Here is a 26,167-nt window from a genome sequence, read left to right as displayed (position 1 = left end):
TAAACTAGTCGGCGGTTATTATCGCCCGTCCTACAATTCACCCGGAACAGGATCCAGCCACCGTGCCATGTCCCGAACGCCCACTGCAATCACCGCAAAGCCGGTGGCAGAGCCGGTATGGCCATTTGCTGCTGGCCGCGTTTCTGGGGGGTGGAAGTTCCGCAGGTTATGCCCAGGCAGCGCCGTCGGCGGCGGAAATTGACTGGCGCCCCAGGGCGGAACTGCCAGATGAGGTTCGGTCTTCGCTGCCTTTGTTCTGCGAAGGGGGCTACTTGCCTTCTGGTGGTGCCGACGGCGTTGGCGGTGCGTTTGCCAATGGCAGCGATGCCGAACAACCGCTGGAAGCCAGTGGCCTGAATGCGCGGTATGAGATCGATCGCGAGCTGTTTCTCCAGGGCGACGTCCGGATTCGCCAGGGCGGCTTCCAGGTGACCGGTTCGGAAGCCCGTTACAGTCAGGAGCGCGGCGCCGTCTCGGTCCAGGGGCCACTGGTCAGTCGAGGTAAAGGCTTTTTACTGACTGGTGAGGACGCTAATTATGATGTGGAAACCGGTCGCCTAGACATCAATACGGCGACCTTTCTGCTGCATGGGCCGGAAATGCGTGGCAATGCCGGCAGCCTGTCGCGTATCAGCGAGGAGCAGGTGGTCATTCAAGATGGTTTGCTCACCACCTGCGGCCCCAGACAGAATGACTGGGCCATCGTCGCCTCGGACATTCGCCTGGATCGGGCGGAGGGGTTTGGCACTGCCAAGCATGTTCGGCTGGAAGTCCTGGATGTACCGGTTTTTTACTGGCCCTGGGCCAGCTTCCCCATTGATGATCGCCGCAAATCCGGCTTCCTGTACCCTCAGTTCGGCTCCTCCAGTGCTGGCAGTGGCGCTTTCATCGCTGTTCCCTACTACTTCAATCTGGCACCCCACTACGATGCAACCCTGACGCCCCAGTACATTCATGGCCGGGGTCTGTTCAACGAAGTTGAAGGTCGGTACCTCAGTTCGCTCGGGGAAACCACCCTGCAGCTTGGATATATCGGCAATGATTCGGCGTTCGAGGAGGAGAATCCCGGTGAGTCCGGAGAGCGCTGGGCCCTGGATGCCACCACCCGGGCTGCCTTTGGCGGTGGCTGGCGAGGCTACGGGGATTTTTCCGTGGTAAGCGACGAGGACTATCTCAGCGACCTCAACCGCAGCCTGGAGATCAACCAGGCCACCCACCTGCAGAGAAAGGGCGGGGTGACTTTCCGGAGCGACCAGCAGTACTTTGACGCCTACCTCAATGACTACCAGACCATCAGCGACCGCATCGCCGATGTTGACAAGCCCTATGCCCAGCTGCCTGAAATTATCTATGCGGGGCAGACCGATGCCGGTGTTGTGGAAGCCAGTGTGGAAAGCCAGTACACGGTCTTCTATCGGGATAACGAGGCCCTGACCGGTCTCGATCGTGCCAACGGCCAGCGCTTCCGGGCGCGACCGGAGCTGGCGTTGCCGATGCGGGCCTTGTGGGGATTCAGCCGGCCCTCGGTGAGCCTGGATTACACTCGCTACGATCTGGATGACTACACCCTGGGCGATGGCGCCTTCGATCGCACCGTGCCAGTTGCCGAATGGGATAACGGGTTGTATTTCGACCGGCAGAGCAGCCTGTTCGATGTGCCCTATAACCAGACCCTTGAGCCCCGCCTCTATTACGCCTGGGCCGATGCCGATCCGGACCAGAACGACATCCCGGATTTCGACACCGACCTCCAGACCTTTCGCTTCGAGCAGTTGTTTCGTCCGGACCGTTTCACCGGCGGTGACCGCGTCGGTGATGCCAATCAGTTGACCGTTGCCCTGACCAGCCGTTTCAATGATCTGCTTACCGGCGCCGAGCGCGCTCGGTTCAGTATTGGCCAGGTTCAGTATTTTGAGGATCGGGAGGTGACCCTGTTTGGTGAGGGTGCCGGTACCCGGAGTCGTTCTCCCCTGGCGGGCGAGGTGGTGCTAAACCCGCTGGATACCCTCGAGATCCGTTCTTCCGGGCTGTGGGATCCGGATACGGGTAACACGGAGGAAGGCCGGAGTCAGTTGCTCTTTCACTCCAGTGATTATCGCTACCTGGCCAGTGTTGGGCACACCTACAGCCGGGACGAACTGGAACAGTCGGACATTGCGGCGGTTTTCCCGGTATCGGACCGTGTTAGTCTGATCGGCCGCTGGGTCTATGATTCCGACCTTGACCGGACCGTCGGATCCCTGGCCGGACTGGAATACAATAACTGCTGCTGGAGTGTTCAGGTTGTTCACCAGAACTATCTGACCGACGACCGGGAGCTCGATAGCCGTATACTGTTCCAGATCCAGCTGAAGGGCCTTGGTGGCAGTGATGGGGCTTCATCGAGTATTTCCGAGGCCATTTACGGTTTCGATGAAAGGGAGCGTCGTCGTTTTGGAACTCCCTGAGTGGATCCCGGACTAAGGCCCCCAAAACGCCAGAAAAGCTCAAATTCTATTTGCAGAGGTGATTATGAAGGCGACCCTTCGCCATGGTGTACAAGCGTTACTGGTTCTTCTTGCCGTTCTGGCTCCGCTGTCTGTTCAGGCCGAGCGCAAGCTGCTGGATCAGGTGGTGGCCATTGTCGACGAGGATGTCATCCTGCAGACCGAGCTGGAAGCGCGAATCAGTACCATCACCAGTCGTCTTAGCGCCCAGGGCACGGCGTTGCCGCCGCGGCAGATCCTGGAAGAGCGGGTGCTTGATCAACTGATCACCGAATCCATCCAGATGCAGATGGCGGATCGCGCAGGTATGCGTATCAGCGATAATGAGCTGAACGAAACCATGGCCAACATTGCCGAGCGCAACGGCATGAGCCTGGCCCAGTTTGAAAACCAGCTGGCGGCCGAAGGCGTGAGCTACAACCAGGCCCGCGAGCAGATTCGAAGGGAGATGCTGACCAGTCGCGTTCAGCAGCGCCAGGTTGGCAACCGGGTGCGGGTAACCGACAGGGAAGTGGAAAACTATCTGGAGAGCCTGGAGGCCCGTGGTGGCAATAACGCCCAGTACCGGCTGGCGTATATTTTTGTCAGCGTTGATGATCCGTCCGACGAGGCGGAGGTCGATGCGGCCCGGGAAAAGGCCCAGCGTCTGCGCAATGAGATTGCCAGCGGCCGTGATTTCCGCGAGGTGGCTGTTGCCGAGTCCGATGCCAGTAATGCCCTGGAAGGCGGCGATATGGGCTGGCGTGCCGAAGGCCAGCTGCCGTCTCTCGTTGCCCCGGTGGTGCCGGAGCTGCCGGTGGGTCAACCGTCGGAAGTTCTTGAAAACAACAGCGGCTTCCACCTGGTTATGGTCATGGATAAACGCGGGGGCGAGCAGCAGCAATTGATCCAGCAGCATCGCGTTCGCCATATTCTGGTGCGGCCTTCCGAAGCAACCACCGACAGCCAGGCGGAAACCATGATCCGGGATCTGTATCAGCAACTGCAGAACGGTGCCAGCTTCAGTGCCCTGGCCAAGGAGTATTCGGATGACCCGGTGTCCGGTTCCGATGGCGGCAATCTGGGTTGGGTGAGTCCCGGTCAGATGGTGCCCGCGTTCGAGCAGGCCATGCTGAATGCCGATATCGGTGAGTTCCAAGGGCCGTTCCGCTCCCAGTTTGGCTGGCACATCCTGCAGGTTCAGGAGCGCCGTCAGAAAGACATCAGCGGTGATGTGCGCGACGCCGAGGCGCGTCAGGCCATCTACCGGCGCAAGTTCGAGACCGAATTGCAAAACTGGCTTCAGGAGATCCGCGACGAGGCCTTTATCGAGTTCAAAGGCGAGTACGCCAAGGATGAACCTGCAGAACAAGAGCCGGTCTCCTGATGAGTAATCCTGTGGTTCTGGCTCTCACCGCCGGCGAGCCTGCTGGAATTGGTCCGGAGTTGTGCCTGCAGCTGGCGCTGGAGTCCAGAACCTGTGGTGTCGTGGTGGTTGCCAGCAGGCCGCTGCTGGAGGCACGTGCGAAGCAAATGAATCTGGCGGTTGAACTGCGTCCCTGGCAGCCCGGAGAGGCGCCGGAAACGGAGGCGGGCCTGCTGTCGGTGCTGCACGTGGATGGTTGCGCCAATGATCAGGCTGGCTCGCTGGATACCGCCAGCAGTGCCTATGTGGTCAGGACGCTGGAGGTTGCCGCCAATGGCTGCCTGGACGGCGAGTTTGATGGCATGGTGACGGCCCCTGTCCACAAAGGCGTGATCAACGATGCCGGCATTTTGTTCAGCGGTCACACCGAATTTTTGCAGGAGCTCTGCGGCGTGGAGCGAGTGGTTATGATGCTTGCGACCGAAGAGCTGCGAGTTGCGCTGGTAACCACCCACTTACCGCTCAAGGACGTTTCCGCCGCCATTACCCCCGAGCGCCTGACTCAGGTGACGCGGATTCTGGATACCGATCTGAAAAAGTTCTTTGGCATTGCACGGCCCCGAATTCTGGTGGCAGGCCTGAACCCCCACGCCGGGGAAGGCGGCCACCTTGGCAGGGAAGAGATCGACACCATCGAGCCCACCCTGGAGAGTCTGCGCGCGGAAGGCCTTTCGCTGACCGGACCACTGCCGGCCGACACCCTCTTCACGCCGCACTGGCTGGACCAGGCCGACGCGGTTCTGGCCATGTACCATGATCAGGGACTGCCGGTACTGAAATTTCAGGGCTTCGGGCGCGCCGTAAACATTACCCTGGGGCTGCCCATTGTCCGAACCTCGGTGGACCATGGCACGGCCCTGGATCTGGCTGGCACCGGCCGGGCTGATGCCGGCAGCCTGCATACGGCCTTGAAGGTGGGTGAGCAAATGGCTCGTTGTCGTAAATCTGCAATTGAAGAGACCCGTTCGTGAGCAACAAAGCCGGCCACCAGGCCAGAAAACGGTTTGGCCAGAATTTCCTCCATGATCCAGGGACCATCGAGCGGATCATCCGCGCGATCAATCCGAAACCCGATGACGCCATCGTGGAAATTGGTCCCGGTCTGGGCGCGCTGACCGAAGAGATACTGGCCGTGAATCCAAGGCTGCAGGTAGTGGAGCTGGATCGCGACCTGATTCCGGTGCTGCGCACCAAGTTCTTCAACTATCCCGAGTTCCGGATTCACGAAGCGGACGCGCTCAAGTTCGATTTCAGCCAGCTCATGGTGGATCGTCCCCTGCGGATCATCGGTAACCTGCCGTACAATATATCCACGCCCCTGATTTTCCACCTGCTGTCCCAGGCCGGCGTGGTGCAGGACATGCACTTCATGCTGCAAAAAGAAGTGGTTCAGAGGATGGCCGCGGTGCCCGGCGACAACAATTACGGTCGCCTTGGTATCATGACCCAGTATTTTTGCAGGGTGCAGCCGCTGTTCGAGGTGGGACCCGGCGCGTTCCGCCCGGCGCCGAAAGTGGATTCTGCCATCGTCCGGCTGGTGCCTCATAAAACATTGCCCCATCCCGCGAAGGATCTGGCGACGCTCCAGGCAGTGGTTCGCACGGCCTTTAACGCGCGCCGTAAAACCCTGCGCAAGGCCCTGGGCGGTATGGTCTCGGTTGAACAGCTCCAGAGCCTGGGAATCAATGACGGTCTGCGCCCGGAGAATCTGGGGTTGGCCGATTACGTGGCCATCGCGGATCTGCTTTTCGAAGAGAAGGGTGCAGCCAGCACCGCAAACGAGGTAAGTGATGACTGATTACGCCATTGGCGATATTCAGGGCTGTTACGAACGCCTGAGAGACGTCCTGGACAAGGTGGATTTCTCCCCCTCCCGAGACCGTTTGTGGGTGGCCGGCGACCTGATCAACCGTGGCCCGTCCTCACTGGCAACTCTCAGGTATATCGAGAGCCTCGGGGATTCTGCGGTTGTGGTGCTTGGCAACCACGATTTGCATCTGCTTGCGGTGTCGATGGGCGGCCACCAGACCCGTCGCAAAGACACCCTGTCGGATATCCTCGACGCGCCCGATCACGACCGGCTTGTTTATTGGCTAAGGCAACAGAAACTCTGCGTTCACGATGCGGCCCGGAATCTGGTGATGACCCACGCCGGTTTGCCCCATGTCTGGTCGGTCAGTCAGGCCATGGACTGCGCCCGTGAAGTGGAAGCTGTGATCCATGGCGATGCCGCTGAGGAATACTTCACCCATATGTACGGCAACCAACCCGAGCGCTGGGACGATAGGTTGCAGGGTATGGATCGCTGGCGTGTTATTACCAACTATTTTACCCGCATGCGCTTCATTGCCGAGGACGGCACCCTGGAGCTGGCGGCCAAGGAAACCGTTGACAGTGCCCCGGAAGGCTTCGAGCCCTGGTTTTATTTTCCGCGCAATGACGATGTCCGAGTGGTGTTTGGCCACTGGGCAGCCCTGGAAGGAAAAACCGGCAGCGACCGGTTTATCGGCCTGGATACCGGCTGTGTCTGGGGCGGTGCCTTGACTATGATGAATCTGGATACCGGAGAAAAGATCCACTGTGACTGCTGAGCCCGTACATCAAACCCCGGGGCGGGTCCTTGTATGGCCCCTGGTCGCGGGAGCTTTTCTGGCGCTTCTGGCGGTAATGTCAGGCGCCTTCGGCGCCCACGGCCTGCGCGGCCTGGTCAGTGACCGGGGACTTGAAGTTTTCCAGACCGCCGTCACATACCAGATGTATCATTCCATTGCGCTGGTTCTGTTGGCTTTGCTCAGCGGGCAGGGGCTTCCCCGGAAATGGCTTGGTTGGTCGGCAGGATTTTTCCTCGCCGGCATTCTGCTATTCAGCGGCAGTCTTTACCTGTTGGTGCTTACGGACATCCGCTGGATCGGCCCGATTACGCCTCTGGGCGGCATGTCTTTCATGGTGGGCTGGGCGCTGTTAATAACCTCCGGTCTCCGCCGGAACAAGTGATGAATACAGAGGTGCAAGAGTCACGATGCAGGTTCAGGTAAATGGCGATGCAATGGAGCTACCGAAAGGCGCAACCGTTGCCACGCTGATTGAAAAGATGGCTCTCGCGGGCAAGCGGCTGGCGGTTGAGGTAAACGAGGACATCGTGCCACGCAGCCAACACCCGGAATTTACCCTGAGCGATGGCGACCGTGTGGAAGTCGTTCACGCGATTGGCGGCGGTTAAACTGGCCGGTCCGCCCGACCCGGCAACCACAGCGGTTTCCGTCCTCCCGTATTCAAATTATTCAGGAACTTTATGACAGAGACATCCGAAATCCAGCTTCCAGAAGACAGACCGCTAGAAATTGCCGGGCGGGTTTACCAGTCCCGTCTGCTCGTTGGCACCGGCAAATACCGTGACATGATGGAAACCGGTCATGCCATCGAGTCGAGCGGTGCAGAAATTGTTACCGTTGCCGTTCGCCGCACCAACCTCGGCCAGAATCCGGATGAGCCGAACCTGCTGGATGTGGTTTCCCCGGATCATTACACCATTTTGCCGAACACCGCCGGTTGCTACACCGCCAAGGATGCCGTGCGCACCTGTAAGCTGGCCCGGGAGCTCCTGGATGGCCATGATCTGGTGAAACTGGAAGTCCTCGGCGAGGAGAAGACCCTCTACCCGAACATGACCGAAACGCTGGTGGCCGCTGAGGAGCTGATCAAGGATGGCTTCAAGGTGATGGTCTACTGCTCGGACGACCCGCTGCTGGCCAAGCGCCTGGAAGATATGGGTTGCGTGGCCATCATGCCGCTGGGCGCGCCAATCGGTTCCGGACTGGGTATCCAGAACCGGTACAACATCCGGTTGATCGTGGAAAACGCGAAGGTACCCGTACTGGTTGACGCCGGCGTCGGCACTGCGTCAGACGCTACCATCGCCATGGAGCTGGGTTGCGACGGCGTATTGATGAATACCGCCATTGCCCAGGCCAAAGACCCGATCAAGATGGCCAATGCCATGCGCCTCGCCATCGAGGCTGGCCGCGAAGCCTACCTGGCAGGCCGGATGCCGAAGAAACTCTATGCCAGTGCGTCCTCGCCCATTGATGGCACCTTCTTCTGATCTCGGGCACAATCCTGACTAACGATAACCGAGGGCCGGCGCTGAACGACCGGCCCCGACAACGATAAATCAGAGCGCTGCTGTCCTGCCATGACTGATCAGAAACCCAGTCGCCGTGAGGCGATTCTTCATGCCCTTGTGGAACTCCTGGAGACGGATCCGGGAGCCCGAATCACCACCGCCGGCCTTGCCAAATCCGTGGGTGTTACCGAGGCGGCCCTTTACCGACACTTTCCCAGCAAACGGAAAATGTTCGAGGCACTTATCGAGTTTGCTGAGGAGGCGGTGTTCTCCCGCTGCCAGGTGATCCTGCAGGAGCAGGAGGATGTGCGGGTTCGCCTTCAGCAACTGGTGCACCTGGTCCTGGTGTTCGCTGAGCGCAATCCTGGCCTGTGTTGTGTGCTGACAGGAGATGCCCTGATGGGCGAGAACGACACCCTTCGTAAACGTGCCTCCCAGTTCTTCGAGCGCCTGGAAACCCAGGTTCGCCAGACCCTCAAGGAAGGTGAAATCCGCCAGGGGCTTCGCCCCAGAACCACGTCTGCCCGCGGTGCGGATTTTGTCTTGGTGTTCGTTGAAGGACGTATCCAGCGATTTATCCGGTCTTCGTTCTCGCGGTTGCCCTCGACCGACTTCGACGAGAGTTGGGGGCTGGTTGCTGAGGGTGTTTGGGGCTGAGCTTGGAGTTTGCTTCTTTCATGTAGCCTGGATGTTCGGTGGTTGGGCGGAGGCAGGAAGGGCTTTCCCGAAACCGCTACGAGCACGTCCATGTGCGCTTGACGTCGGCCATCCATGGCCGCCGACATTTCGGGAAAGCCCTTCCTGCCTCAGCCTCTCAGACTCTTGAGATATATCGCCTTAAACCTACCTGCACAATCAGTCGTACCCAGAGGCAGCCCGGAGAATAGAACGAACAGGCTCCCAAACCGCCGGCGCCGAGATCAGGATATCGCGGCCCCAGAGGTCAGCAGGATAGCCTTCAGGCACCTCGCCGAAGTGGCCCGCTGTGGCACCTGCTTCCAGGGCAATCAGGCGGGCGGCGGCGAAGTCCCAGGGGCTGACGTTCTCGTAGTAGATATCCAGTCGGCCACAGGCCACCCAGCAGATATCCAGGGCCGCGGAGCCAATACGGCGCAGGTCGCGGCATTGGTGAATCATGGCGTCCAGGCGTTTGACCAACGGCTCCAGGGCGTCTTTGGTGTAGGGGAAACCGGTGGCGAACAGGGAGTCACGAGGAACCGTGGCGCCACTGTGCCGGATTGGGCGGCCGTTGAGAGTGGCGCCTTCTGAACGGGTTGCCCGGAAGGTTTCGCCGGGGAAGGGCGCGTGGACCACGCCGGCCTGGACCCGACCTTTTTCGGCATAGGCAATGGACACCGCCACTTGAGGGTGGCCGTAGGCATAGTTCACTGTGCCGTCGATGGGGTCGACTATCCAGAGCGGAGTGTCCAGTTCTTCCGCCTGGCTCAGGTCCGGCATGGTTTCTTCGGAGAGGATTCGATGGTCTGGGAAACGCTTGCGGATGGCGCCGGTAATGAATTCGTCGGCCATCACGTCGGCGTGGGTGACCAGTTCGGTCTGGTGTTTGTAGTCGGTTCGCAGGGCGTTGTTGTCCCGCTCGCGGCGAATCAGCTCGCCGGCTTCGCGGGCCAGGTTTTCGGCAAAGTCGGTAATCTCGAGCAGAGAAACAGAATCAGACATGGCGCCCCCGTTGATATCCCCTAGGAATGAGGACGCCAGTCTAACACGGCAGAATCAGAGGCTGTTCAGCCACTGCTCCATCTTGTCCATGGCCAGAACCAGTCTTGGACACGCCTGCTTGACGAAATCGTCGCCCAGCTCCTGTTCGGCATAGTCAGTGCCGGCGAGGTGCAGGGATTCGGTTCCATCGAAGTCAACAAAGGCCAGTCGTGCCCCAAGATGATCCGGCACAAAGCCGAAGTCGCTGGCGGGCAGGATGGCGACGCCGGTGTTTTCCAGCAGAGCCTGGCAGAAGGCCTGGCTGGTTTTGATGTCTTTCCTGGCCAGTTGCTCCCGGAACCCGGAGAAGTCGGGGAACAGGTAGAACGCACCTTCCGGTTTCTGGACCACGGCGCCCATCTCGGTCAGGCGGCGATGCATGTACTCGCCCACAACCTTCAACACACGGCGGGACTGTTTCAGGTATTCATCAATGTCCTCACCGCCGTTGAACGCCGCTATCGCTGCGTGCTGGATTGGTGCGCTGGTGGCGGTATAGGTCTCGCTGGCGATGATCGCCATGGCGTCCTGCAACGGCCGCAGTTCCCGGGGGAAAATAAATGTGCCCAGGCGCCAGCCACCGGCACCGGCCCACTTGCTCAGACCCGTGCTGATGATAGTGCCTTCGGGGTAATAGCGGGCGATGGATTTGTGCTTGCCCTCGAAATGCACTTCACCGTAGATTTCGTCCGACAGCAGAATCAGCTTGTATTTGCGGGCCACGTTGGCGATGGCCAGCAGCTGGTCGTCGGTGTAGGTGCAACCCGTGGGGTTGGACGGGTAGTTCAGGATCAGGATCCGGGGCCGCGAGGGATCATCGCGACAGATGATATCCAGCTCTTCGGCGGTCAGTTGCCAGTTGTTTTCGGCATGGGTAGGCAGCCAGTGTACGGAGCGGCCGATGATCCGGGCTTGCGGCGCATAGGAAACCCAGCTCGGGCGGGGGATCAGGAGGTCCCCGTAGTAGGCCAGTTGAAGCATGAACAGCAGCTCCTTTGAGCCCGGGCCGATGAGCACGTCCTCCCAGGTACAGTGCATGCGTTCGCTCCGGCGGATGTAACCGGCAATGGCCTCACGCAGGCCTTTAAGGCCTTTAACCGGCAGATAGTCCTTTTCGTGGGCGTGCTCTTTGAGCGCCTCCACCACGCGATCGGGCACCGGGAAGGGGGATTGCCCCAGCCCGAGTTTGATAATGTCCTTGCCTTCGGATTTGAGGTGATTGCTCAGCTCATTGATGCGAAGGGTGGCTGAGGGCTGAATGCCCCGAACGTTCAGGTTGATCGCGTAACGGTGGTCGTTTTGGATGTCCATTGTCCCTGTCTGTTGGTTGGAAATGACCTCGTTAGTATAGAAAACCCAAACATAGGTGTGATGCCGCAGCGGATAGGTGATTGCCGCAGTTTGGCATCAGACTTTGGTCGCGGCTAACGGGATTTGATCCAGACTTCCACGCGCCCGTTGCGAGAGTTGCCGCTGCCGCCCACTGGCATGTACTGGCCATAACCCGTGTAGGCAACATCCGGCACGTTCACTTCCTGCAGGGCCTTGCGGACCGACAGGGCCCGAAGCTCGGAGATCATCTGGGCTCGCAGCTCGTGGCTCTGGGTGTCGGCAAACCCGATCAATAACAGGTCATCAGCGGATCGACCGTTCTGGAGCAGATACTGCTGAACCCGCAGCAGGTCGCGGCGCGCCTTGTTATCGAGCTTGGTTCGACCTTCGGAGAAGCGGAAATTGACGGTCAGACGATGGTAGTTACCTGTCAGTCGGCGAAAGCTCTCGGGCGTCGAGTCGTCGAACTCCGGCTTCACCGCGATGGGGTTCTGTGAAATGAACCCGGATTCGGCCACCAGTGCCTGCCCCTGCTGGCCGAGGGCGAATCCGATCAGGCCGGCGGAGAGCGGCGGGACATCACTTCCCGGCGTGTACATGAACAATCGACGTGACAGCGGGTAGTCCTCACTGGCGACGGTGAGCTGATTGGGGCGCAGAGCTGGCGCATTGCCTTCCGAGATGGCCAGCAGTTTGCTGTCTCGAACCGAAGCCAGGCCGGAGAAGCCGATGCCGGAGGGATCCCGGCTAACGTCATCGGATAGCTGGTCGTTGGATTCGTAGCGCCTGGCGGTGTTGTCCAGTTCGAACTCTTTCCCCAGTACCAGGGATTTGAAGGTGTCCCAGGTCCCGGAACGGTCGTCCCTGGCATAGAGTTGAATGGGGCGATCCGGGCCGCCCAGCTCCGACCAGTTCCGGATCTGTCCGGAGAATACCCGGCCCAGGGTCTCGATACTCATTTTACTGATGGGGTTGGACGGATGAACCAGAATCGCCAGTCCATCGATGGCAATGACGTGCTCGCTCTCTGGCGCATTGAGGTCGGCCCTGGCACGAAATTGCTCGGCTTCCTGTGGTTTTACCGGCCGGGAAGAGGCCCAGATGTTGGCTTTGCCGGCGGCCAGGGCCTTGAAGCCGGTGCTTGAACCATGCGCTGCCACCAGCACCTCCGTCGCCCGGTTGTTCACCGGTGCGCGCAGAACCTTTTCGTTTTCCACGCCCGTGCCCCTGGACGTAACCTGCCCGCCGCCGTGCTCTTCCAGGTAGCCGGTGACCAGCATGGGTGCCAGGGTGGCGCCGACAGTATTGGAACCATGAATTTCCAGGTCATAGGCCTGGGCCTGGAACGCCATTATCGTTGGCAGTAGCAGCCCCGGCAGTTTTGAAGTCATCCGTGTAAATCGCGGCATTTTGATAAAAGCCTTTACCAGTCAGTTGGTTGGAGCCGAGAAGGATGCTTCAGGAATATGACAGTTGTGTTTCATCAGTCCCACGCAATGGAGGTGCCCGGGCGGGGGCTGTAAAAAAATGTTAAGCAGTACGCGGAGAGCAAGGGCGCGCTGGCCTATAGTGAGTCATCCGCCGTAACAAAAATAAACACAGCGGGCAGAGGCTCATCCATGGATGCCATCACATCAGAAACGGGGCAGTCTGTTGGCTGTCCCACTCAGCCGCTTCCTCTGAACAAGGTGTTGCTGGTTGATGATCATGCCCTTTTTGCCCAGGGATTGGCCGGTTTAATCCGGCAGGAGGGGCTGGCCGAATCTGTTATAACGGCCAGCTCGGTTGAGGTTGCCTCAAGTCTCCTGGCCCACCAGGACGATTTTCAGCTTATCCTGCTCGATATTGCACTCCAGGGTGAGACGGGGCTGGCCTTGCTGCCGAGACTGGCAGTCCACCGGGACCCACCTCCGGTGGTGATCATTTCAAGCAGTGAAGATGAGGCGACGGTGCGGGCAGCAAGGGCGGCCGGTGCCAGTGGTTTTCTGGCGAAATCTGCCGGTCGGTCGGCTCTGGTGAGTATGGTTCGGTCTGTGAGTCGTGGTGAGGGTTATTTCCCGGGCGGTCTGGAACCCGTGGCGCAGGATCTGTCATTGACTCCACGGCAAATGGATGTGCTTCTCCTCCTGGCGCAAGGCTTCCCCAATAAACGCATCTGCCAGAGTCTGAACCTTACAGAACACACGGTAAAAACCCACCTCAAGGCCATCTTCACCCAGCTTGGTGTTCATAACCGGACGGAGTGCGTGAATCTGGCTCGTACACGCGGTTGGCTGTGAGGGCCGCCGGTAGCCGCACCCAAAACACAGACCCCCGTCCGGTCCCTGTTTCGACGCCACAGGTTCCCTGCATCAGGACAACGAATTCCTTTACGATGGTCAGCCCCAAACCCAGGCCGGGGTAGTCTGTCTGGCCCTGGCCCCTGACGTAGGGTGAGAACAGGGAATCGTTCAGCTCGGTGGGCACGCCGGTTCCGTTATCCAAGACCTCCAAAAGGACTTGCGTACCCACGCTGCGTGCGGACAGGTGAATACGATTGCCACCGCTATGTTGCACCGCATTGAACAGCAGATTCTGGAGCACCCGGGACAGCAGGGACGGATCGGCCATGACCTTGAGGTTGCCAGTGCCCTGGTCGATTTTCACTGTCACGTCACTGTTGCCCGATGAATCAGCCATCAGGTCATTCAGATCCCGGAAAATCGGCGCCAGTGAGGTGGGCCGGATATCAGCCTGCACCATGCCTTCATTCAGTCTGGCGCTGTCAAAGACGGTGCCGAGAAGGCGGCGAAGATGTCGGACCATATCCTTCAACTGCCGGGTGGTGGATCCGTCCTGGCCAGGCGAAAGGTTCTCCAGCGTTATGTCGATCACGTTCAGGGGTTGGCGAAGGTCATGGCTGGCCGCGGTGATCAGTTCGGTTTTTCGCCGGCTTTCATCCCTGGTTGCCTGGTGCAGTCGATCCAGCAGTTGACGATCCAGGAAGTGTGCACGGTGACGGTACTCGCTGGTCCAGGCGCCTACCATGCCAATGATGTTGGCCGTGGTCAGAAAGAACAGATTGGTGGCGAGGGCGGCGCCGGACATGCCGTTTAACAGCTCGATCATCAGGTAGCTGATCACCAGCACCAGTGACACCAGGGACGCGCTGAAAAACGGCAGCCCCATGGCGAAGTATCCGAACATGAGCATCAGGATCATGCCCTCGTAGGGCAGTGGATACCCGGCCTGCCGCGCCGCCGCGATGATCGCCACCACGCTCAGGCCACCCATTAGATAGGCGAGGGTATAGATGCGTTCAAAGTTGATGTCGGAAGGAACTGGACGGTAGGCGAGCCAGATCACAATGGCAATTACAGGGCAGGTAATGGCGAGCCGGATGGATATCGTGACCTGGGCCAGCTCGGCAGGGAGGGTCAGTGCATCCATCACCGCGTAGATCAAAAACAGGATCAGCCCGGCGATCGAGACTGGCCTGGCCCGATGCCTGATCAGGCCGGCCCGTGATCGCCGGAAGGCCTCTTCGAGGTCTGGCGTGAAGCGCAGGTTGCGGAATCCGGCGGTCTGCTGCTGTTCGATCTGCTCGGTCGTCATGGCCGTGTCCAGTATCGCGTGGGTCTCCGGATTGTATCTGGCACGGCCCACGTGTTCGGGAACCCGAGCACATTCTGGTCAGCCGTTGCCCAGAAGTTTCAGTCGTGCCCAGGTTCTGTCCTGCTGCTGCGGGAAATGTCGCTCCAGTAATGCCTGACGCTGCTTCTCCAGATCGGCCTCTGCCAATCCTGATGAGTCTGCTTGGTCCATCGCTTCCCGGAAGTCCTGAAAACGCTGGTCGAACTGTTTCTGCTGCTGCAGATAACTCACGACACTTTCGACTCCGTCCTGGTTCACGCCCAGCTCGGCCAGTTTCCGTCCGGCTTCCTCGGGCGAAGAGGCCGATTCGATGGCCTCGGTTCGGGCCTGCTGCTGCTGGCTGCTGGCATGCAGGTGTTGTTCCGTCGTTCTCAGTTGCTCCGGCAGCTGGTTGCGGTGCCATTGGACGAGCGCCTGTTTGCCCTGCTCGCTGAGGTCCGTGCGTTGCTGAATGGCAAGGGTCGCCAGGGTGTATTCGCTGTAGGCCTCTTCGAGCCCGAAGAAAGCCCGGTGGGCCTCGGAACTGAAGGTGGCAGACCGCAGCTGCTTGAGCTGTGCCAGGGCGTTGCCCAGCGCAGCCAGCTGATAGGCCGGCTCGCCTGCCCGGGCAGGATCGAGGCGCACCTGCATGACCTGAAGGGATGCCTGCTTATAGGCTAGGTATTCGTCCAGCAACGCCATTGCCTGAGCAGATGCGGGCTCTGGCAAGTGAGTCCGGGCCATCGCCTCGATCTGTTGGATGGCTGTCTCCGGAGAGACTTCGCCGACTGTGCTCAGGAAGTAATCGAAGAAGTCGCGGACCTGGAGGTTGATGACAAGCTCACCGTTGTCATCGGCGGTCAGCGCACCGTCGATTTCCGTGCCTGAAAGTGAGGCGGCAAAGGGTTGCGGTCCGAGCGAATCGGGCGTCGTGGCAGGCTCAGACTCCTGGGCGAGGTTTTCTAAGCCCCGTTGCTCGCCAGACTCCTGCGAAGGTCTTGTTGAGTCGGCCAGGATGGCGGATTGCGTTGGCTTTGAAACCGCGCTGCTGGCTTGTGATGGTGCGTTATCGGTGAGGCCGTACCAGAGACCACTGCCGGCCAGAATGGCCGACAGGGCACCGGGAAACAGCCATCGACGGGCTTCGATGGATGTTCGTTTCATGGTTACCTCACAGACCGCGGTTTTTAAGCCGGTTGGCCTGGGTGCGGTAAAGGGTGACCGGGTTGGTCCACAGAGAACGCGCACCCAGGAGGTGGTTGATGGCATCCACATGGTTCATGTCGTAGTGGGTGCCGATCACCCGGCCCATCATGGTGGAGCAGACGCCCACAAGACCGTCGTTGGGCTCGCTACCGAAAGCCAGGGCGGTCACGCCCAGGAAGGGGTCGGTAATGTCGAACACATTGGTCCACACGCCCCGTCCGGTCCAGGAAAAGAACTTGATGCGGTTGCCATTGATCCAGACATCTTCACTGGTGCCGGCGCAGCTATTCCTGTTGACGCCTTTCCAGCCAAGGGCGTCGTTGAGGCTGGTTGTTCCGGGTGTGGTGAGGGTTTCCAGAGCTGCCAGCCCGTTCTGCGGATTGTCCGCACCGGACAATGCATTCACCAGGTCCCCCAGGGCGTTGGCTATGGCATTGGCGCCGCCCTCGACGTAGCTGCCGGGTGGCAGGATGCCCCGAACCACATCGGCTACTTTGGAGCCCTTGTTGACGCCATCGATGGAGGTGATCGAGGCAATACGGTGAGGAATCAGGGCTGCGGTTACCCGGGAGGTTGGCGCGCCCTGGCTGTGGGCCATCAGGTTGACTTTGGAATGCCCGAGGCTGTTCACGTAGTTCGCCAGTTGCTGGCCGCGCTGCTCACTGCTGTTGACGAAAGAAACGCTGGCGGAATAGACCCGTGCGCCACTGCGCTCAAGATTCCAGGGGATGGTATGGAAATAGTTTACAAGACCGCCAATGGTGTTGAACCCGGTGACACCATGAACCAGAACGATCGGATGGCGGGTCTGGGTATAGCCGGCGAAGCTTGAGAATGAGGCGGACAGCAATGCCAGCCCCAGCAGAACTGCTGTGGTAAATCGAATACGCATGTGTGACTCCTGTTGTTTTTGTTGACGGCTGCGTCAGGCAGCCGACGGTCGTCGATGCGTTGTCGATTATTGGTGTGTAAGGAACGATCAGGAATCGCCCAAATGGGTGAGGACAGGGAGGCTGCGTATTCAGGAAAACCGGTGGGGTTCCAGTTCCATATGCTGGATGCGTTGGCCCAGCATGATGATACGTCCGGTGTAGCGTTCCTCGCCGGTAGACGTGAAATCGAACAGGAAACGGCGCCACACGCGGATCTTTCCCTGGTCGTCGCGCTTGAACCAGAGACCACGGAGGAATACCGCATCATCCAGCAGCATCACGTCCATGCTTTTGCAGTAGCGATGCGCCGCCTGGAGCACGAAATCCTTGATGGCTTTGGCACGCCACCAGTACCAGACAGCGAATCCGGCCACGAACAGCCAGAACAGGGTTCCAAGGGTCACGGTTTCAGCGATCTTCCACGGTTGGTCTGAGGATTGATCGCCAGCCTACCCTATTGTGTCGGCTCGGGGAATCGCTTACCGCTTCCAGACACGGGTGCCGGTAACAGTCGATCGACCAGCATCTGCAGGAAATGGCTGGTAAGTAGCGGGGCCTGATCCACGTTATTGCCCAGGTGTTCGGATTCTTCCCGGGCGTTTTCACTGCTCTGGACCGAGCGGTTACCGAGCTCCAGCAGTCGTGCCGCCTGGCGTTCCACCTGAACGCTCAACGCGGCCTGTTGCTCGGCGGCACCCGCCACTTCGTGCGTGCAGGTGGTTATGACATCGACATCTTTCAGTGTTGCCTCCAGGGTTTCACTGGCTTCACTGGCGATGCCCGCCGTCTGCTGGCAGCAGTGGGTACCGCTGTTGATCACCTCGACCACTTCGTGGGTTTCGGTTTGCAGGGCGCCGATCATCTCTTCGATCTTTCGGGTGGATTCGTGGGTTCTCTGGGCCAGGCCTCGCACCTCATCCGCAACGACGGCAAAGCCGCGTCCTGACTCGCCGGCGCGGGCGGCCTCGATGGCGGCATTCAATGCCAGCAGATTGGTTTGCTCGGCGATGTCCGAGATGACGTCCAGAACCATGCCGATGGTGTCGCTTTTTTCAGACAGCGTCTTCATGCGTCCATTGGCGACGGCGAGCTGTTCCTTCAAATCCGACAATGACTGGTTCATGGAGGTCATCTGACCACGACACTGGCCCGCTGACTGGCGTGCATCGTCTGTTGCCTCGTGAGTACGGGCGGTCAGCTCACTGACCCGACGAACGCTCTCTGCCAGTTCCTCGAAGGCCCGGGTTATGTCCTGGATATCATCCTGCTGGCTGCGAATGCTGGCCACCGAGTTGGCAACCCACTCGACGGTGCGCTGTTTCCGGCCATGGAGCTTGCCGACGTTGGCATGCATGCGGGCGGACACCGCCCTGAGTACCGCGTCCCGTTTCTGACGATCGAATTCGATCCATGCGCCTTCATCCCGACGGCCGGTATAGACCCAGGGCATGGCCGGATGCGCTTCGCAGCAGGCCGCCCTGGCACTGCGCATCATCGGTAGCGCCAGCCAGAAAAAGACAATGAATACCGACAACACGAGCCCCTGCAACAACAGCAGGTGAGGCAGCGTCAGCTCGGACAGGCCAAACCAGGCAAGCGCGAAAGCGAGCAGTCCATAGAGACTGCCGATTTTCAGTGACAACGGCGGGCTGATCGCCAGGTATCGGCGTGGCACCTTGCCCCGGTTCCAGGCTGCGTACAGTTTTTCGGCCCGGGCAATCTGGTCTGGCCGGGGACGGGTGCGAACCGACTGGAATTCAACAATTTCACCGTCTTTGCGGATCGGGGTGACAAAGGCGTCCACCCAGTAATGATCGCCATTCTTGCAGCGGTTTTTCACCATACCCCGCCAGGATTCACCGGATTTTATGGTCTGCCAGAGATTCTCGAAGGCGCCCGGTGGCATGTCCGGATGCCGTATCAGGTTGTGGGGCTGGCCGACCAGTTCGTCCACTGTGTAGCCGGCCACTTCGGCGAACTCTTCATTGGCGGCGGTGATCTTGCCGCGAAGGTCGGTGGTGGTGATCAGGTGATAGTGGTCCGGGTATCCCCGTTCTTTTTGGCTGACGGGTTCGTTGATTCGCATGAAGTATTCTTGCCTCGGTATCGGTTCTTGTCACGTTGACTAACTATCGGCCGCCTTCTGTCTGTTCGATATCCGGTTATTGCAAAAATTGAACGTTTCTTCATGTTTTCTCCTGCTTTGGTCGTAGCAATTGTGTTTTTGCAATATGTGGCTAGGTTGGCGACAGATACTGATTATGCTGGTGACTGCAACTGGTCTGACCAGGTTCAAGGCTGCACGAAGGGAGTGAGCAGTGCATGCAGGTATTACAACAACAAGATTTCAGGGCGCTGGTGGATAACCACCCCAGGGCAATCATGCTGTCGACGACGGAGCCCAGAATTGCCTATGTGAATCGGATGTTCCGGTCTGTAACCGGGTACCAGGCGGAGGAGGTGGTTGGTCAGGCGCCGTCGATGCTCAGCTCCGGGCTTCATTCGCCGGAGTTCTATCAGGCCATGTGGAAAAGCCTGAGTGATTACGGGCGTTGGGAAGGGGCGATCTGGAATCGTCGCAAGAATGGCGAGACTTACCCCCAATGGTTGACGATTTATCCTGTGATCCGCGACGGGCGACAGTTCTTTGCCGGTGTCTTTACCGATGTTGGCGACATTGCTGCCGGCGATGAACGTCTGGCCTCGCTGGCCTATTACGATCCGCTGACGGAGCTGCCCAACCGTTCGCTGTTCCAGGAGTTTCTAAAAGCTCGTGTGGCTCAGCGGGAGCGTGACGGCGGATGTTTTGCGGTGCTGTACGTCGACCTCGATTTCTTCAAGTCTATTAACGACTTGCACGGACATGAATGTGGCGATCAGGTGCTGCAGCAAGCTGCCCAGTGTATAAAGAGCGTTCTGCGAAAGGGCGATGTGGTTGCACGGCTTTCCGGGGATGAGTTCGCGGTTATCATCGAACTGCAGAATGATGAGGACCTGGAGAGTGTATGTCAGCGCATGACGCAGATTTTCCAGGCGCCGATCATCGTAGGTGCGCGGGAGTACTTTCTGTCGGCATCGGTTGGCGCTGCCGTCTACCCGGGTCATGGCCGAACCGGTGCTGAGCTGTTGCAAAATGCAGATCGGGCAATGTACTCGGCCAAGATGGCGGGGCGGTCCTGCTACCGGATTTACAGTGCTGTGGATACCGAAAGGGGGCGGTACAGGCAGCGTCTTTCCGAGGCGTTGATCGCATCGGTGAAGACCGCCCCAGAGGAATTCAGTGTGGTCTATCAACCCCAGTACCACCTCGCGACTGGTGAGGTCGCTGTGGTGGAGGCGCTGCTGCGCTGGAATCATCCGGAATTCGGCCCGGTATCACCGGGGGATTTTGTTGCCATTGCCGAACAGCGGGGCCACATCCATGAGCTGACCGAGCATCTGGTGCGGTGTGTGTTAGCCGATCTCTCAGACAAGACGGCAAGGTTACCTGAAGGGCTCGGTCTGGCGATCAATATTTCAGCGCGTCAGATTACCGATTCCCGGTTGGAGGCCTTGCTGACGCCGCTGTTTGAACGCATTCGTGGTGTGGGTTGGGTACCGGAAATCGAGATTACCGAAACCCATCTGATGAATTTGTCGCGACAATGTCTGAACCGGCTGCAGGAATTCGGCGAGCAGGGCGTGGTGGTTGCGATCGACGATTTCGGGACCGGCTACTCTTCTCTCGCCTATTTGCATGCGCTTCCTGTGCAGGTCTTGAAGATTGATCGTCAGTTTATATGGCGTCTTGGCGGAAAATCCCGCGATTCCCGAATCGTCTCTGCGATCCTGGGAATTGCCGAGGCCCTCGATCTGGAAGTGGTTGCCGAAGGTATCGAGACCGAGGAGCAGCACAACAAACTGCGGGAGTTGAACTGCCACCGTGGGCAGGGTTTCCTGATGGCCAGGCCAGCGCCCTGGCAGAAACTGATTCCCTTATTTTTTGATCGAAATCAAGATTAGGTCAGTTCGATGCCTTTCCAGGGGCATTTTGCAAGATTTGGCTAGGTCGGACACCCCGATTGTTTTAATAAGGGGCAAACTCTCATCCTGGGTCTCTATGCCAAATACTGCGCCAGAACTGGAACTCGGTGCCTATCTTCGACTTAATCGTGCCTCCATCGCTGAGTGGCTGGCCGCGATTCGCGAGTTGTCCGGGTGTGATGACATCGACTGCTCCCTGTTTGAGGGCAGTGGCCACCAGGTAGGTGCCTTGTCGACGCTGACCACCGAGCGTGGCCGCCTGATCTGTCTGTATGCAGCGGAGGGCATGGAAATTACAGGCTGCCGGGCGACTGAGCCTGTTTTCCTGTTACCGAGGGCCGGCAACCCTGAGATCGCAACACGTGATGAACCCTGGCAATACCTGAGCGGGCTGGCCCTGGCATGGCCGGAAGACCGGTTTCGATTGCGTCTGACGCCGAGATCGAGGGTATTGATTGTCAGGCTGGAACCGGACTTTTCGGCCCCGGTTTTTCCCGATGCAAGTGACGCCTGTCTGTCAAACTACGAAGAGCTCATCACCTGTTATCTTCATCGGGCACCCTTCTTTCGGGATGATTCGGATGCCATCAGGCTCACGAATGAGCTTTTCTGCAACCTGACACGTCCCCCGGTGAAATCGGATTTTGCCTGTCAGTGCCCGAAACTCGATCGCCGGTTACTCCGGGCCATCGAAAAAATCAGATACGAGCCGGGCTGGGACTTCAACCTTCAGGAACTGGCCAGCCATTCCGGCGTCAGCGAACGTAACCTCTACTATCTGATGAAACGGGAAACCGGTATGACACCTTACCGGTTGTACCAGCGAAACCGGCTGCTAAGGGTGCGTCAGCGTCTGGTGGACTGCCAGTGCGACGTGCCGCACATCTCATGGTATGCCGCCGATGCAGGTTTTTCCCACCTGGGGCGGTTCGCGGCCCTGTACCGGGAACACTTCGGGGAATTGCCCAGCGAAACGGTTCAATGGCGGCGAAACCTTCAGGGCGGTGGAGCTGGCAAACAGATCGTGGACGAGCCGGACCTGTTGATGTCCTGAGGTGATTCACAAAAAAGCCCGGCTCACGTTGCCGTGGCCGGGCCTGATGCCTTACTCCGGGTCAGTGGGCGGGGGCCGATTTACCTTCGGATTCGGACCCGTTGCCGTACTCATCGGAGGCTGAACCGTGATGATCACGGCCCAGCAGGATGTAGAACGCCGGCAACACAAAGATGGTGAACAGGGTGCCGATACCAAGACCTGCGCTGATCGTCAGGCCGATGGCGAAGCGGCTTTCCGCGCCCGGACCAATGGCGATCAGCAGCGGCACCATGGCAAAGATCAGCGCCAGTGATGTCATGATGATTGGCCGCAGGCGAATCGCCGCCGCCTCGATCACCGCATCCACCTTGTTAAGTCCGCGTTCCTTCTGCAACTGGTTGGCGAACTCGACAATCAGGATGCCGTTCTTGGAGACCACCCCGATCAGCGTTATCAGCCCCACCTGGGTGTAGATGTTCATGGTGGCGAAGCCAAGCACGATGAACGCCATGGCGCCGGCAACCGACATGGGCACCGAAACCAGGATAATGAACGGATCCCGCCAGCTTTCGAATTGGGCCGCCAGCACCAGGTAAATCACCAGCAGCGACAGGAAGAAGGTCACCATCAGGGCGCTACCCTGGGTCGCCAACTGTCGGCTCTGACCGGTGTAGTCGTAGCTGAAGCCCTGGGGGAAAACCTCAGCTGCGGTCTGCTCCATGAAGTCCATGGCAGTGCCGGCGGCAATCCCCGGCATAACCACGCCCTGAAGTGTCAGAGAGTTCTGCTGGTTGAACTGGGTTCGGTTGGACGGTTCAACATCCTGGCTGAAGCTCACCACGCTGCCCAGTGGTACCAGTTCACCATTGTCGGCACGAATGTAGTACTCATTGAGCGCCTGGGCGTCCAGCCGGAACTGCTGGTCAACCTGTGGAATCACCTGGTAGGAACGACCTTCCATGCTGAACCGGTTGATGTAACCGCCCCCAAGCATGCTCGACAGGCTCTGACCGACGTCCTGCATGGACAGGCCCAGGTCGGCAACCCGGTCCCGATCAACGTTGATACGAGTGATCGGCCGATCGAAGTTGATGGACTTCTGCAGGAACATGAAGTTGCCGCTGCCCATGGCCTTGCCCAGCAGCTCATCCGCAACCTGGTCCAGCTGCTCATAGCTGCTGCCGGTGGTAATCACGAACTGGAACGGCAGGCCACCGCCGGAACCGGGCAGTGAGGGCCGCGGGAACACCGCGGTCTGCAGTCCGGTGACATTCTTGAGCTCGGCATCCAGCTTCGGCTGTACTTCAAACTGACTGATCTCCCGCTCACTCCAGGGCGCCAGCTTGAAGCCACCGAAGACCGCATTGGGCCCGGTAATACCGATGATCATGAAGTCCTCGTTGTAGCCCGGGACCGTCGACATCCGCTCCTGGATTTCATCGCCATGCTCAAGCAGGTAGTCCAGGGTCGAGGTCTGGGGACCAAGCCCCTGATAGAAGAGAATGCCCTGATCTTCCGTGGGAGCAAGCTCGTTCTGGCTCATGGAGACCATGAAGTAGATGGAGCCGAGTACAACGACGGCGAAGAAGACCACCACCGATTTGGTCTGCATCAGTGAGCTCAAAGCAGACTTGTAGCCTGCCGCCAGGCCGTTGAAGGTTTTCTCAACCACCTGCTCGAATTTGCCGGGGTTGCCGTGGGGCTTAAGAACCTTGCCCGACAGCATGGGCGAAAGCGTCAGGGCAACAATGCCGGAAATAACCACAGTCCCTGCCAGCGTGAACGCAAACTCGGTGAAGAGCGAGCCGACCAGTCCGCCCATGAAGCCGATGGGGGCGTATACGGCCACCAGGGTGGTGGTCATGGCGATGATTGGAACCGCCATCTCACGGGCACCGTTTATGGCCGCATCGAAGCGCGATTCGCCCTGTTCGATGTGTCGGTGTACGTTCTCCACCATGATGATGGCGTCATCCACCACCAGGCCGATGGCCAGTACCATGGAGAGCAGGGTGAGCAGGTTCAGCGAGAAACCGAACATCAGCATGATGAAGGCGCCGCCGATCAATGAGAGCGGGACCGCAACCGATGGCACCACAGAGGCCCGAACCGAACCAAGACAGAGGAACACCACCACCAGAACGATGATCATGGCTTCCAGCAGTGTCTGGATAACCTCGTTGATGGAATCCTCGATAAAGTCAGAGGCATCGTACGCCAGGCGCACATCCAGCCCGGAAGGCAACTGGCTTTCGATATCAGGCAGCTCGTCCTTCACCAGGCCGGCGACCGTCAGCGGGTTCGCCCCGGGAGCCAGTTCAATGGCGACGTAAGTGGCCGGCTGGCCTTTGTACAGGGCCAGTTGATCGTAGGTTTCAGAACCCAGCTCAACCCGGGCGATGTCCTGCAGGCGGATCTGGGTGCCATTGGATTGCTTGACCACCAGATTGCGGAACGCATCCGGATCACCCACATCGGTGTCGCTGGTCATACTGATTTCGGTGTAGGTGCCCTTGGTGTTACCGACGGCAGCCTGGTAGTTGTTGGCCCTGAGTCTGGCCACCACCTCCTGGGGTGTCATGTCCACCGCCGCCAGGCGTTCCGGATCCAGCCACACCCGCAGGGCGAATTTGCGGCCCAGCAGTTCCGCTTTGCCCACTCCGGAGAGCGCCTGGAGTCTGGGCTGGACCACGCGGGTGAGGTAATCGGTAATCTGGGGTACGGCCAGTTCGTTACTGTAAAAGGCAATGTACATCAGCGCCGTCGAATCACCGGTGGTGGAGGTGATCACCGGATCCTGAGCTTCGGCCGGCAGGACGTTTCGCTGGCTTGCCACCTTGGCCTGAATTTCCGCCAGGGCCGCGTTGGCGTCATAGTTCAGCACCATCTTTGCTTCGATGGTGGAGGTGCCCTGGGAACTGGTGGATGTCAGATAGTCGATGCCACTGGCTTCAGCGATGGCCTGCTGCAGCGGCGTGGTGATAAAGCCCTTGATCAGGTCTGAGCTGGCACCGGGATAGGCGGTAGTGACGGTTACCGTCGTGCTTTCGAGCTCGGGGTACTGGCGGATCTCCATCTCCATGGCCGCCCGGGCGCCCAGGAGCAGGATCAGCAGGCTGACCACCGTCGCCAGGACGGGACGGTGGATAAATATGTCGGTGAAGCGCATTACTCAGACGCCCCCTGCTTCTGGTCTTCTTCCTGTATGGCCACCTGCTGGCCAGCGCGCAGACGCAGCAAACCCTTCTCGACGACGGTTTCGCCGGCTTCCAGGCCGGACAGAACGGCAACACGGGTGTTACGGGTTTCGCCGGTGGTTACCGTGCGGCGGCTAACGACCAGATTGCCCTCGTCGTTCTCCTCAACCACAAACACGAAATCGCCATAGGTGTTGTAGGAGATTGCAGTGCGTGGCACGGTCACAACCTCGTTGTCTTCCGGCTGCTGTGTCAGAACGGTGGCAAACATGCCGGGGCGCAGCAGGTTGTCCGGGTTGGAGAGCGTGGCGCGGACACGGACCGTCCGGGTTTCCGGGTTGACCGAGGTGTTAATGGCGCTGACGGACCCTTCAAAATCCTGCTCCGGAACGGCAGCGACAGTGGCGACTACCGGATAGCTGGTCTTCACGTTCGGCAGGTTTTTCTCGGAAAGGGTATAGTCAACGTAGATCGGATCCAGCATGTTGATCTCGACAATCGGGGTGCCGGTGGCAATATACTCACCCTGGTCGACCATCCGGATACCCAGCGTGCCATCGAAGGGCGCACGAATGATTTTCTTGCTCAATTGTGCCTCGGCTTCATTCACTCTTGCGCGGGCCGCGTCGAAATTGGCCTTGGCTTCATCGTACTGGGACTGGGATACTGCGCGCTTGGGGAGCAGGTCGGACACCCGCTTGAACTCCTGCTCGGCCAGCTGTGCCTCGGCGCGACGTGTGCGCAGGGCGGCCTCATCGATTGCTGAATCAATCCGGATCAATACATCACCACGGCTGACCTGGTCACCGGATTCGAAATTGATGGTCTCAATGACGCCGGGCACTTCGTTGGCTACCTGAATGCCGTTGATGGCTTCAACACTGCCGACAGCCTTGATGGCGGGCGTCCAGGCTTCTTTCTGGGCCTCAACCGCGGAAATCTGGGCGGGTGGCTGAGGCTGGGACATCTGCTCTTGCATCTGGCCAAACTGGTAGAACTTGTAGCCGAAGATGCCTCCGAGCACTACGCCGAGAAAAATAATGACGATTATAAAGCGGGAAGCAGTGCGCATGGTTCGGGTCCTGGGGATCTGTGT

At 59.2% G+C, this 26,167-nt stretch carries 22 protein-coding genes; 12 read left to right on the top strand and 10 right to left on the bottom strand.

The genetic code is table 11. The features are described 5' to 3' along the window. Window positions 1–125 precede the first annotated feature (125 nt). The 9 genes from NUW46_RS17710 (at window position 126) to slmA (ending at window position 8,671) form a co-directional block, all read left to right on the top strand. The gene (locus NUW46_RS17710) at window positions 126–2,447 is read left to right on the top strand and encodes an LPS-assembly protein LptD (protein ID WP_418142058.1); all 2,322 of its coding nucleotides are present in this window, start codon (window positions 126–128) and stop codon (window positions 2,445–2,447) included. A 64-nt stretch (window positions 2,448–2,511) separates the two neighbouring features. Further along, complete coding sequence (locus tag NUW46_RS17705; RefSeq protein WP_136630043.1) at window positions 2,512–3,852, top strand: peptidylprolyl isomerase; 1,341 nt, start codon at window positions 2,512–2,514, stop codon at window positions 3,850–3,852. Further along, window positions 3,852–4,862, top strand: coding sequence for a 4-hydroxythreonine-4-phosphate dehydrogenase PdxA (gene pdxA, locus NUW46_RS17700; protein WP_418140830.1), 1,011 nt, complete (start codon window positions 3,852–3,854; stop codon window positions 4,860–4,862). Before NUW46_RS17705 ends, pdxA begins: the two co-directional genes overlap by 1 nt. Then, on the top strand, window positions 4,859–5,689 hold the full coding sequence (gene rsmA / locus NUW46_RS17695) for a 16S rRNA (adenine(1518)-N(6)/adenine(1519)-N(6))-dimethyltransferase RsmA (protein WP_418140829.1): 831 nt from the start codon (window positions 4,859–4,861) through the stop codon (window positions 5,687–5,689). The genes pdxA and rsmA overlap by 4 nt, the downstream gene beginning before the upstream one ends. Then, entirely contained in the window at window positions 5,682–6,482 is an 801-nt protein-coding gene (locus NUW46_RS17690; RefSeq protein WP_418140828.1) for a symmetrical bis(5'-nucleosyl)-tetraphosphatase, read from the top strand. Before rsmA ends, NUW46_RS17690 begins: the two co-directional genes overlap by 8 nt. Window positions 6,483–6,558: 76 nt before the next feature. Further along, entirely contained in the window at window positions 6,559–6,885 is a 327-nt protein-coding gene (locus tag NUW46_RS17685) for a DUF423 domain-containing protein (RefSeq protein WP_418142057.1), read from the top strand. Window positions 6,886–6,910: 25 nt separating this feature from the next. Beyond that, the gene (gene thiS, locus NUW46_RS17680) at window positions 6,911–7,111 is read left to right on the top strand and encodes a sulfur carrier protein ThiS (protein ID WP_069182069.1); all 201 of its coding nucleotides are present in this window, start codon (window positions 6,911–6,913) and stop codon (window positions 7,109–7,111) included. Between the two features lie 72 nt (window positions 7,112–7,183). After that, window positions 7,184–7,993, top strand: a complete 810-nt coding sequence (locus NUW46_RS17675) for a thiazole synthase (protein WP_069182068.1) — start codon at window positions 7,184–7,186, stop codon at window positions 7,991–7,993. A gap of 90 nt (window positions 7,994–8,083) precedes the next feature. Next, window positions 8,084–8,671: a nucleoid occlusion factor SlmA gene (gene slmA / locus NUW46_RS17670; protein WP_008173360.1), complete on the top strand. Its 588-nt coding sequence runs from the start codon at window positions 8,084–8,086 to the stop codon at window positions 8,669–8,671. A 198-nt stretch (window positions 8,672–8,869) separates the two neighbouring features. Here the strand turns inward: slmA and NUW46_RS17665 are convergent, their stop codons facing one another. The 3 genes from NUW46_RS17665 to NUW46_RS17655 all read right to left on the bottom strand — a co-directional run bounded on the left by NUW46_RS17665 (window position 8,870) and on the right by NUW46_RS17655 (window position 12,456). Continuing rightward, window positions 8,870–9,694 carry an inositol monophosphatase family protein gene (locus tag NUW46_RS17665; RefSeq protein ID WP_418140827.1) on the bottom strand — a complete coding sequence of 275 codons (825 nt, stop codon included), beginning with the start codon at window positions 9,692–9,694 and terminating at the stop codon, window positions 8,870–8,872. A gap of 54 nt (window positions 9,695–9,748) precedes the next feature. Continuing rightward, window positions 9,749–11,044, bottom strand: coding sequence for a pyridoxal phosphate-dependent aminotransferase (locus NUW46_RS17660; protein ID WP_209399811.1), 1,296 nt, complete (start codon window positions 11,042–11,044; stop codon window positions 9,749–9,751). Between the two features lie 113 nt (window positions 11,045–11,157). After that, window positions 11,158–12,456 carry a substrate-binding domain-containing protein gene (locus NUW46_RS17655; RefSeq protein ID WP_418140826.1) on the bottom strand — a complete coding sequence of 433 codons (1,299 nt, stop codon included), beginning with the start codon at window positions 12,454–12,456 and terminating at the stop codon, window positions 11,158–11,160. 228 nt (window positions 12,457–12,684) lie between these two features. On the opposite strand from NUW46_RS17655, the gene NUW46_RS17650 reads away from it, so the two are divergent. After that, window positions 12,685–13,344 (top strand): response regulator transcription factor, encoded by a 660-nt coding sequence (locus NUW46_RS17650; protein WP_418140825.1) that lies wholly within the window; start codon window positions 12,685–12,687, stop codon window positions 13,342–13,344. Here the strand turns inward: NUW46_RS17650 and NUW46_RS17645 are convergent. The 5 genes from NUW46_RS17645 to NUW46_RS17625 all read right to left on the bottom strand — a co-directional run bounded on the left by NUW46_RS17645 (window position 13,277) and on the right by NUW46_RS17625 (window position 18,901). Then, the gene (locus tag NUW46_RS17645; RefSeq protein WP_418140824.1) at window positions 13,277–14,659 is read right to left on the bottom strand and encodes a sensor histidine kinase; all 1,383 of its coding nucleotides are present in this window, start codon (window positions 14,657–14,659) and stop codon (window positions 13,277–13,279) included. The two genes, NUW46_RS17650 and NUW46_RS17645, sit on opposite strands and share 68 nt — an antisense overlap. A gap of 78 nt (window positions 14,660–14,737) precedes the next feature. Continuing rightward, window positions 14,738–15,841: a lipase secretion chaperone gene (locus NUW46_RS17640; protein WP_418140823.1), complete on the bottom strand. Its 1,104-nt coding sequence runs from the start codon at window positions 15,839–15,841 to the stop codon at window positions 14,738–14,740. A gap of 7 nt (window positions 15,842–15,848) precedes the next feature. Then, window positions 15,849–16,775, bottom strand: a complete 927-nt coding sequence (locus NUW46_RS17635; protein ID WP_291904399.1) for an esterase/lipase family protein — start codon at window positions 16,773–16,775, stop codon at window positions 15,849–15,851. A gap of 129 nt (window positions 16,776–16,904) precedes the next feature. Next, the gene (locus NUW46_RS17630) at window positions 16,905–17,219 is read right to left on the bottom strand and encodes a DUF3301 domain-containing protein (protein ID WP_069182059.1); all 315 of its coding nucleotides are present in this window, start codon (window positions 17,217–17,219) and stop codon (window positions 16,905–16,907) included. Between the two features lie 50 nt (window positions 17,220–17,269). Next, entirely contained in the window at window positions 17,270–18,901 is a 1,632-nt protein-coding gene (locus NUW46_RS17625) for a PAS domain-containing methyl-accepting chemotaxis protein (protein ID WP_418140822.1), read from the bottom strand. A gap of 236 nt (window positions 18,902–19,137) precedes the next feature. Between NUW46_RS17625 and NUW46_RS17620 the strand changes: the two genes are divergently transcribed. Both NUW46_RS17620 and NUW46_RS17615 read left to right on the top strand, forming a co-directional pair. After that, the gene (locus NUW46_RS17620; RefSeq protein ID WP_418140821.1) at window positions 19,138–20,817 is read left to right on the top strand and encodes a putative bifunctional diguanylate cyclase/phosphodiesterase; all 1,680 of its coding nucleotides are present in this window, start codon (window positions 19,138–19,140) and stop codon (window positions 20,815–20,817) included. Window positions 20,818–20,914: 97 nt separating this feature from the next. Further along, window positions 20,915–21,892, top strand: coding sequence for a helix-turn-helix domain-containing protein (locus tag NUW46_RS17615; RefSeq protein ID WP_418140820.1), 978 nt, complete (start codon window positions 20,915–20,917; stop codon window positions 21,890–21,892). A gap of 61 nt (window positions 21,893–21,953) precedes the next feature. Here NUW46_RS17615 and NUW46_RS17610 read toward each other — a convergent pair whose 3' ends face one another. Further along, the gene (locus NUW46_RS17610) at window positions 21,954–25,043 is read right to left on the bottom strand and encodes an efflux RND transporter permease subunit (RefSeq protein WP_418140819.1); all 3,090 of its coding nucleotides are present in this window, start codon (window positions 25,041–25,043) and stop codon (window positions 21,954–21,956) included. Further along, window positions 25,043–26,143, bottom strand: a complete 1,101-nt coding sequence (locus NUW46_RS17605) for an efflux RND transporter periplasmic adaptor subunit (RefSeq protein ID WP_069182054.1) — start codon at window positions 26,141–26,143, stop codon at window positions 25,043–25,045. The genes NUW46_RS17610 and NUW46_RS17605 overlap by 1 nt, the downstream gene beginning before the upstream one ends. Window positions 26,144–26,167 lie beyond the last annotated feature (24 nt).

It is taken from the genome of Marinobacter sp. MA, assembly GCF_048298425.1.
In the GTDB taxonomy this organism is placed as follows: Bacteria; Pseudomonadota; Gammaproteobacteria; order Pseudomonadales; family Oleiphilaceae; genus Marinobacter; species Marinobacter salsuginis.
Note: the sequence above shows the minus strand (reverse complement) of the source record. Positions and strands in the feature narration are given on the sequence as shown.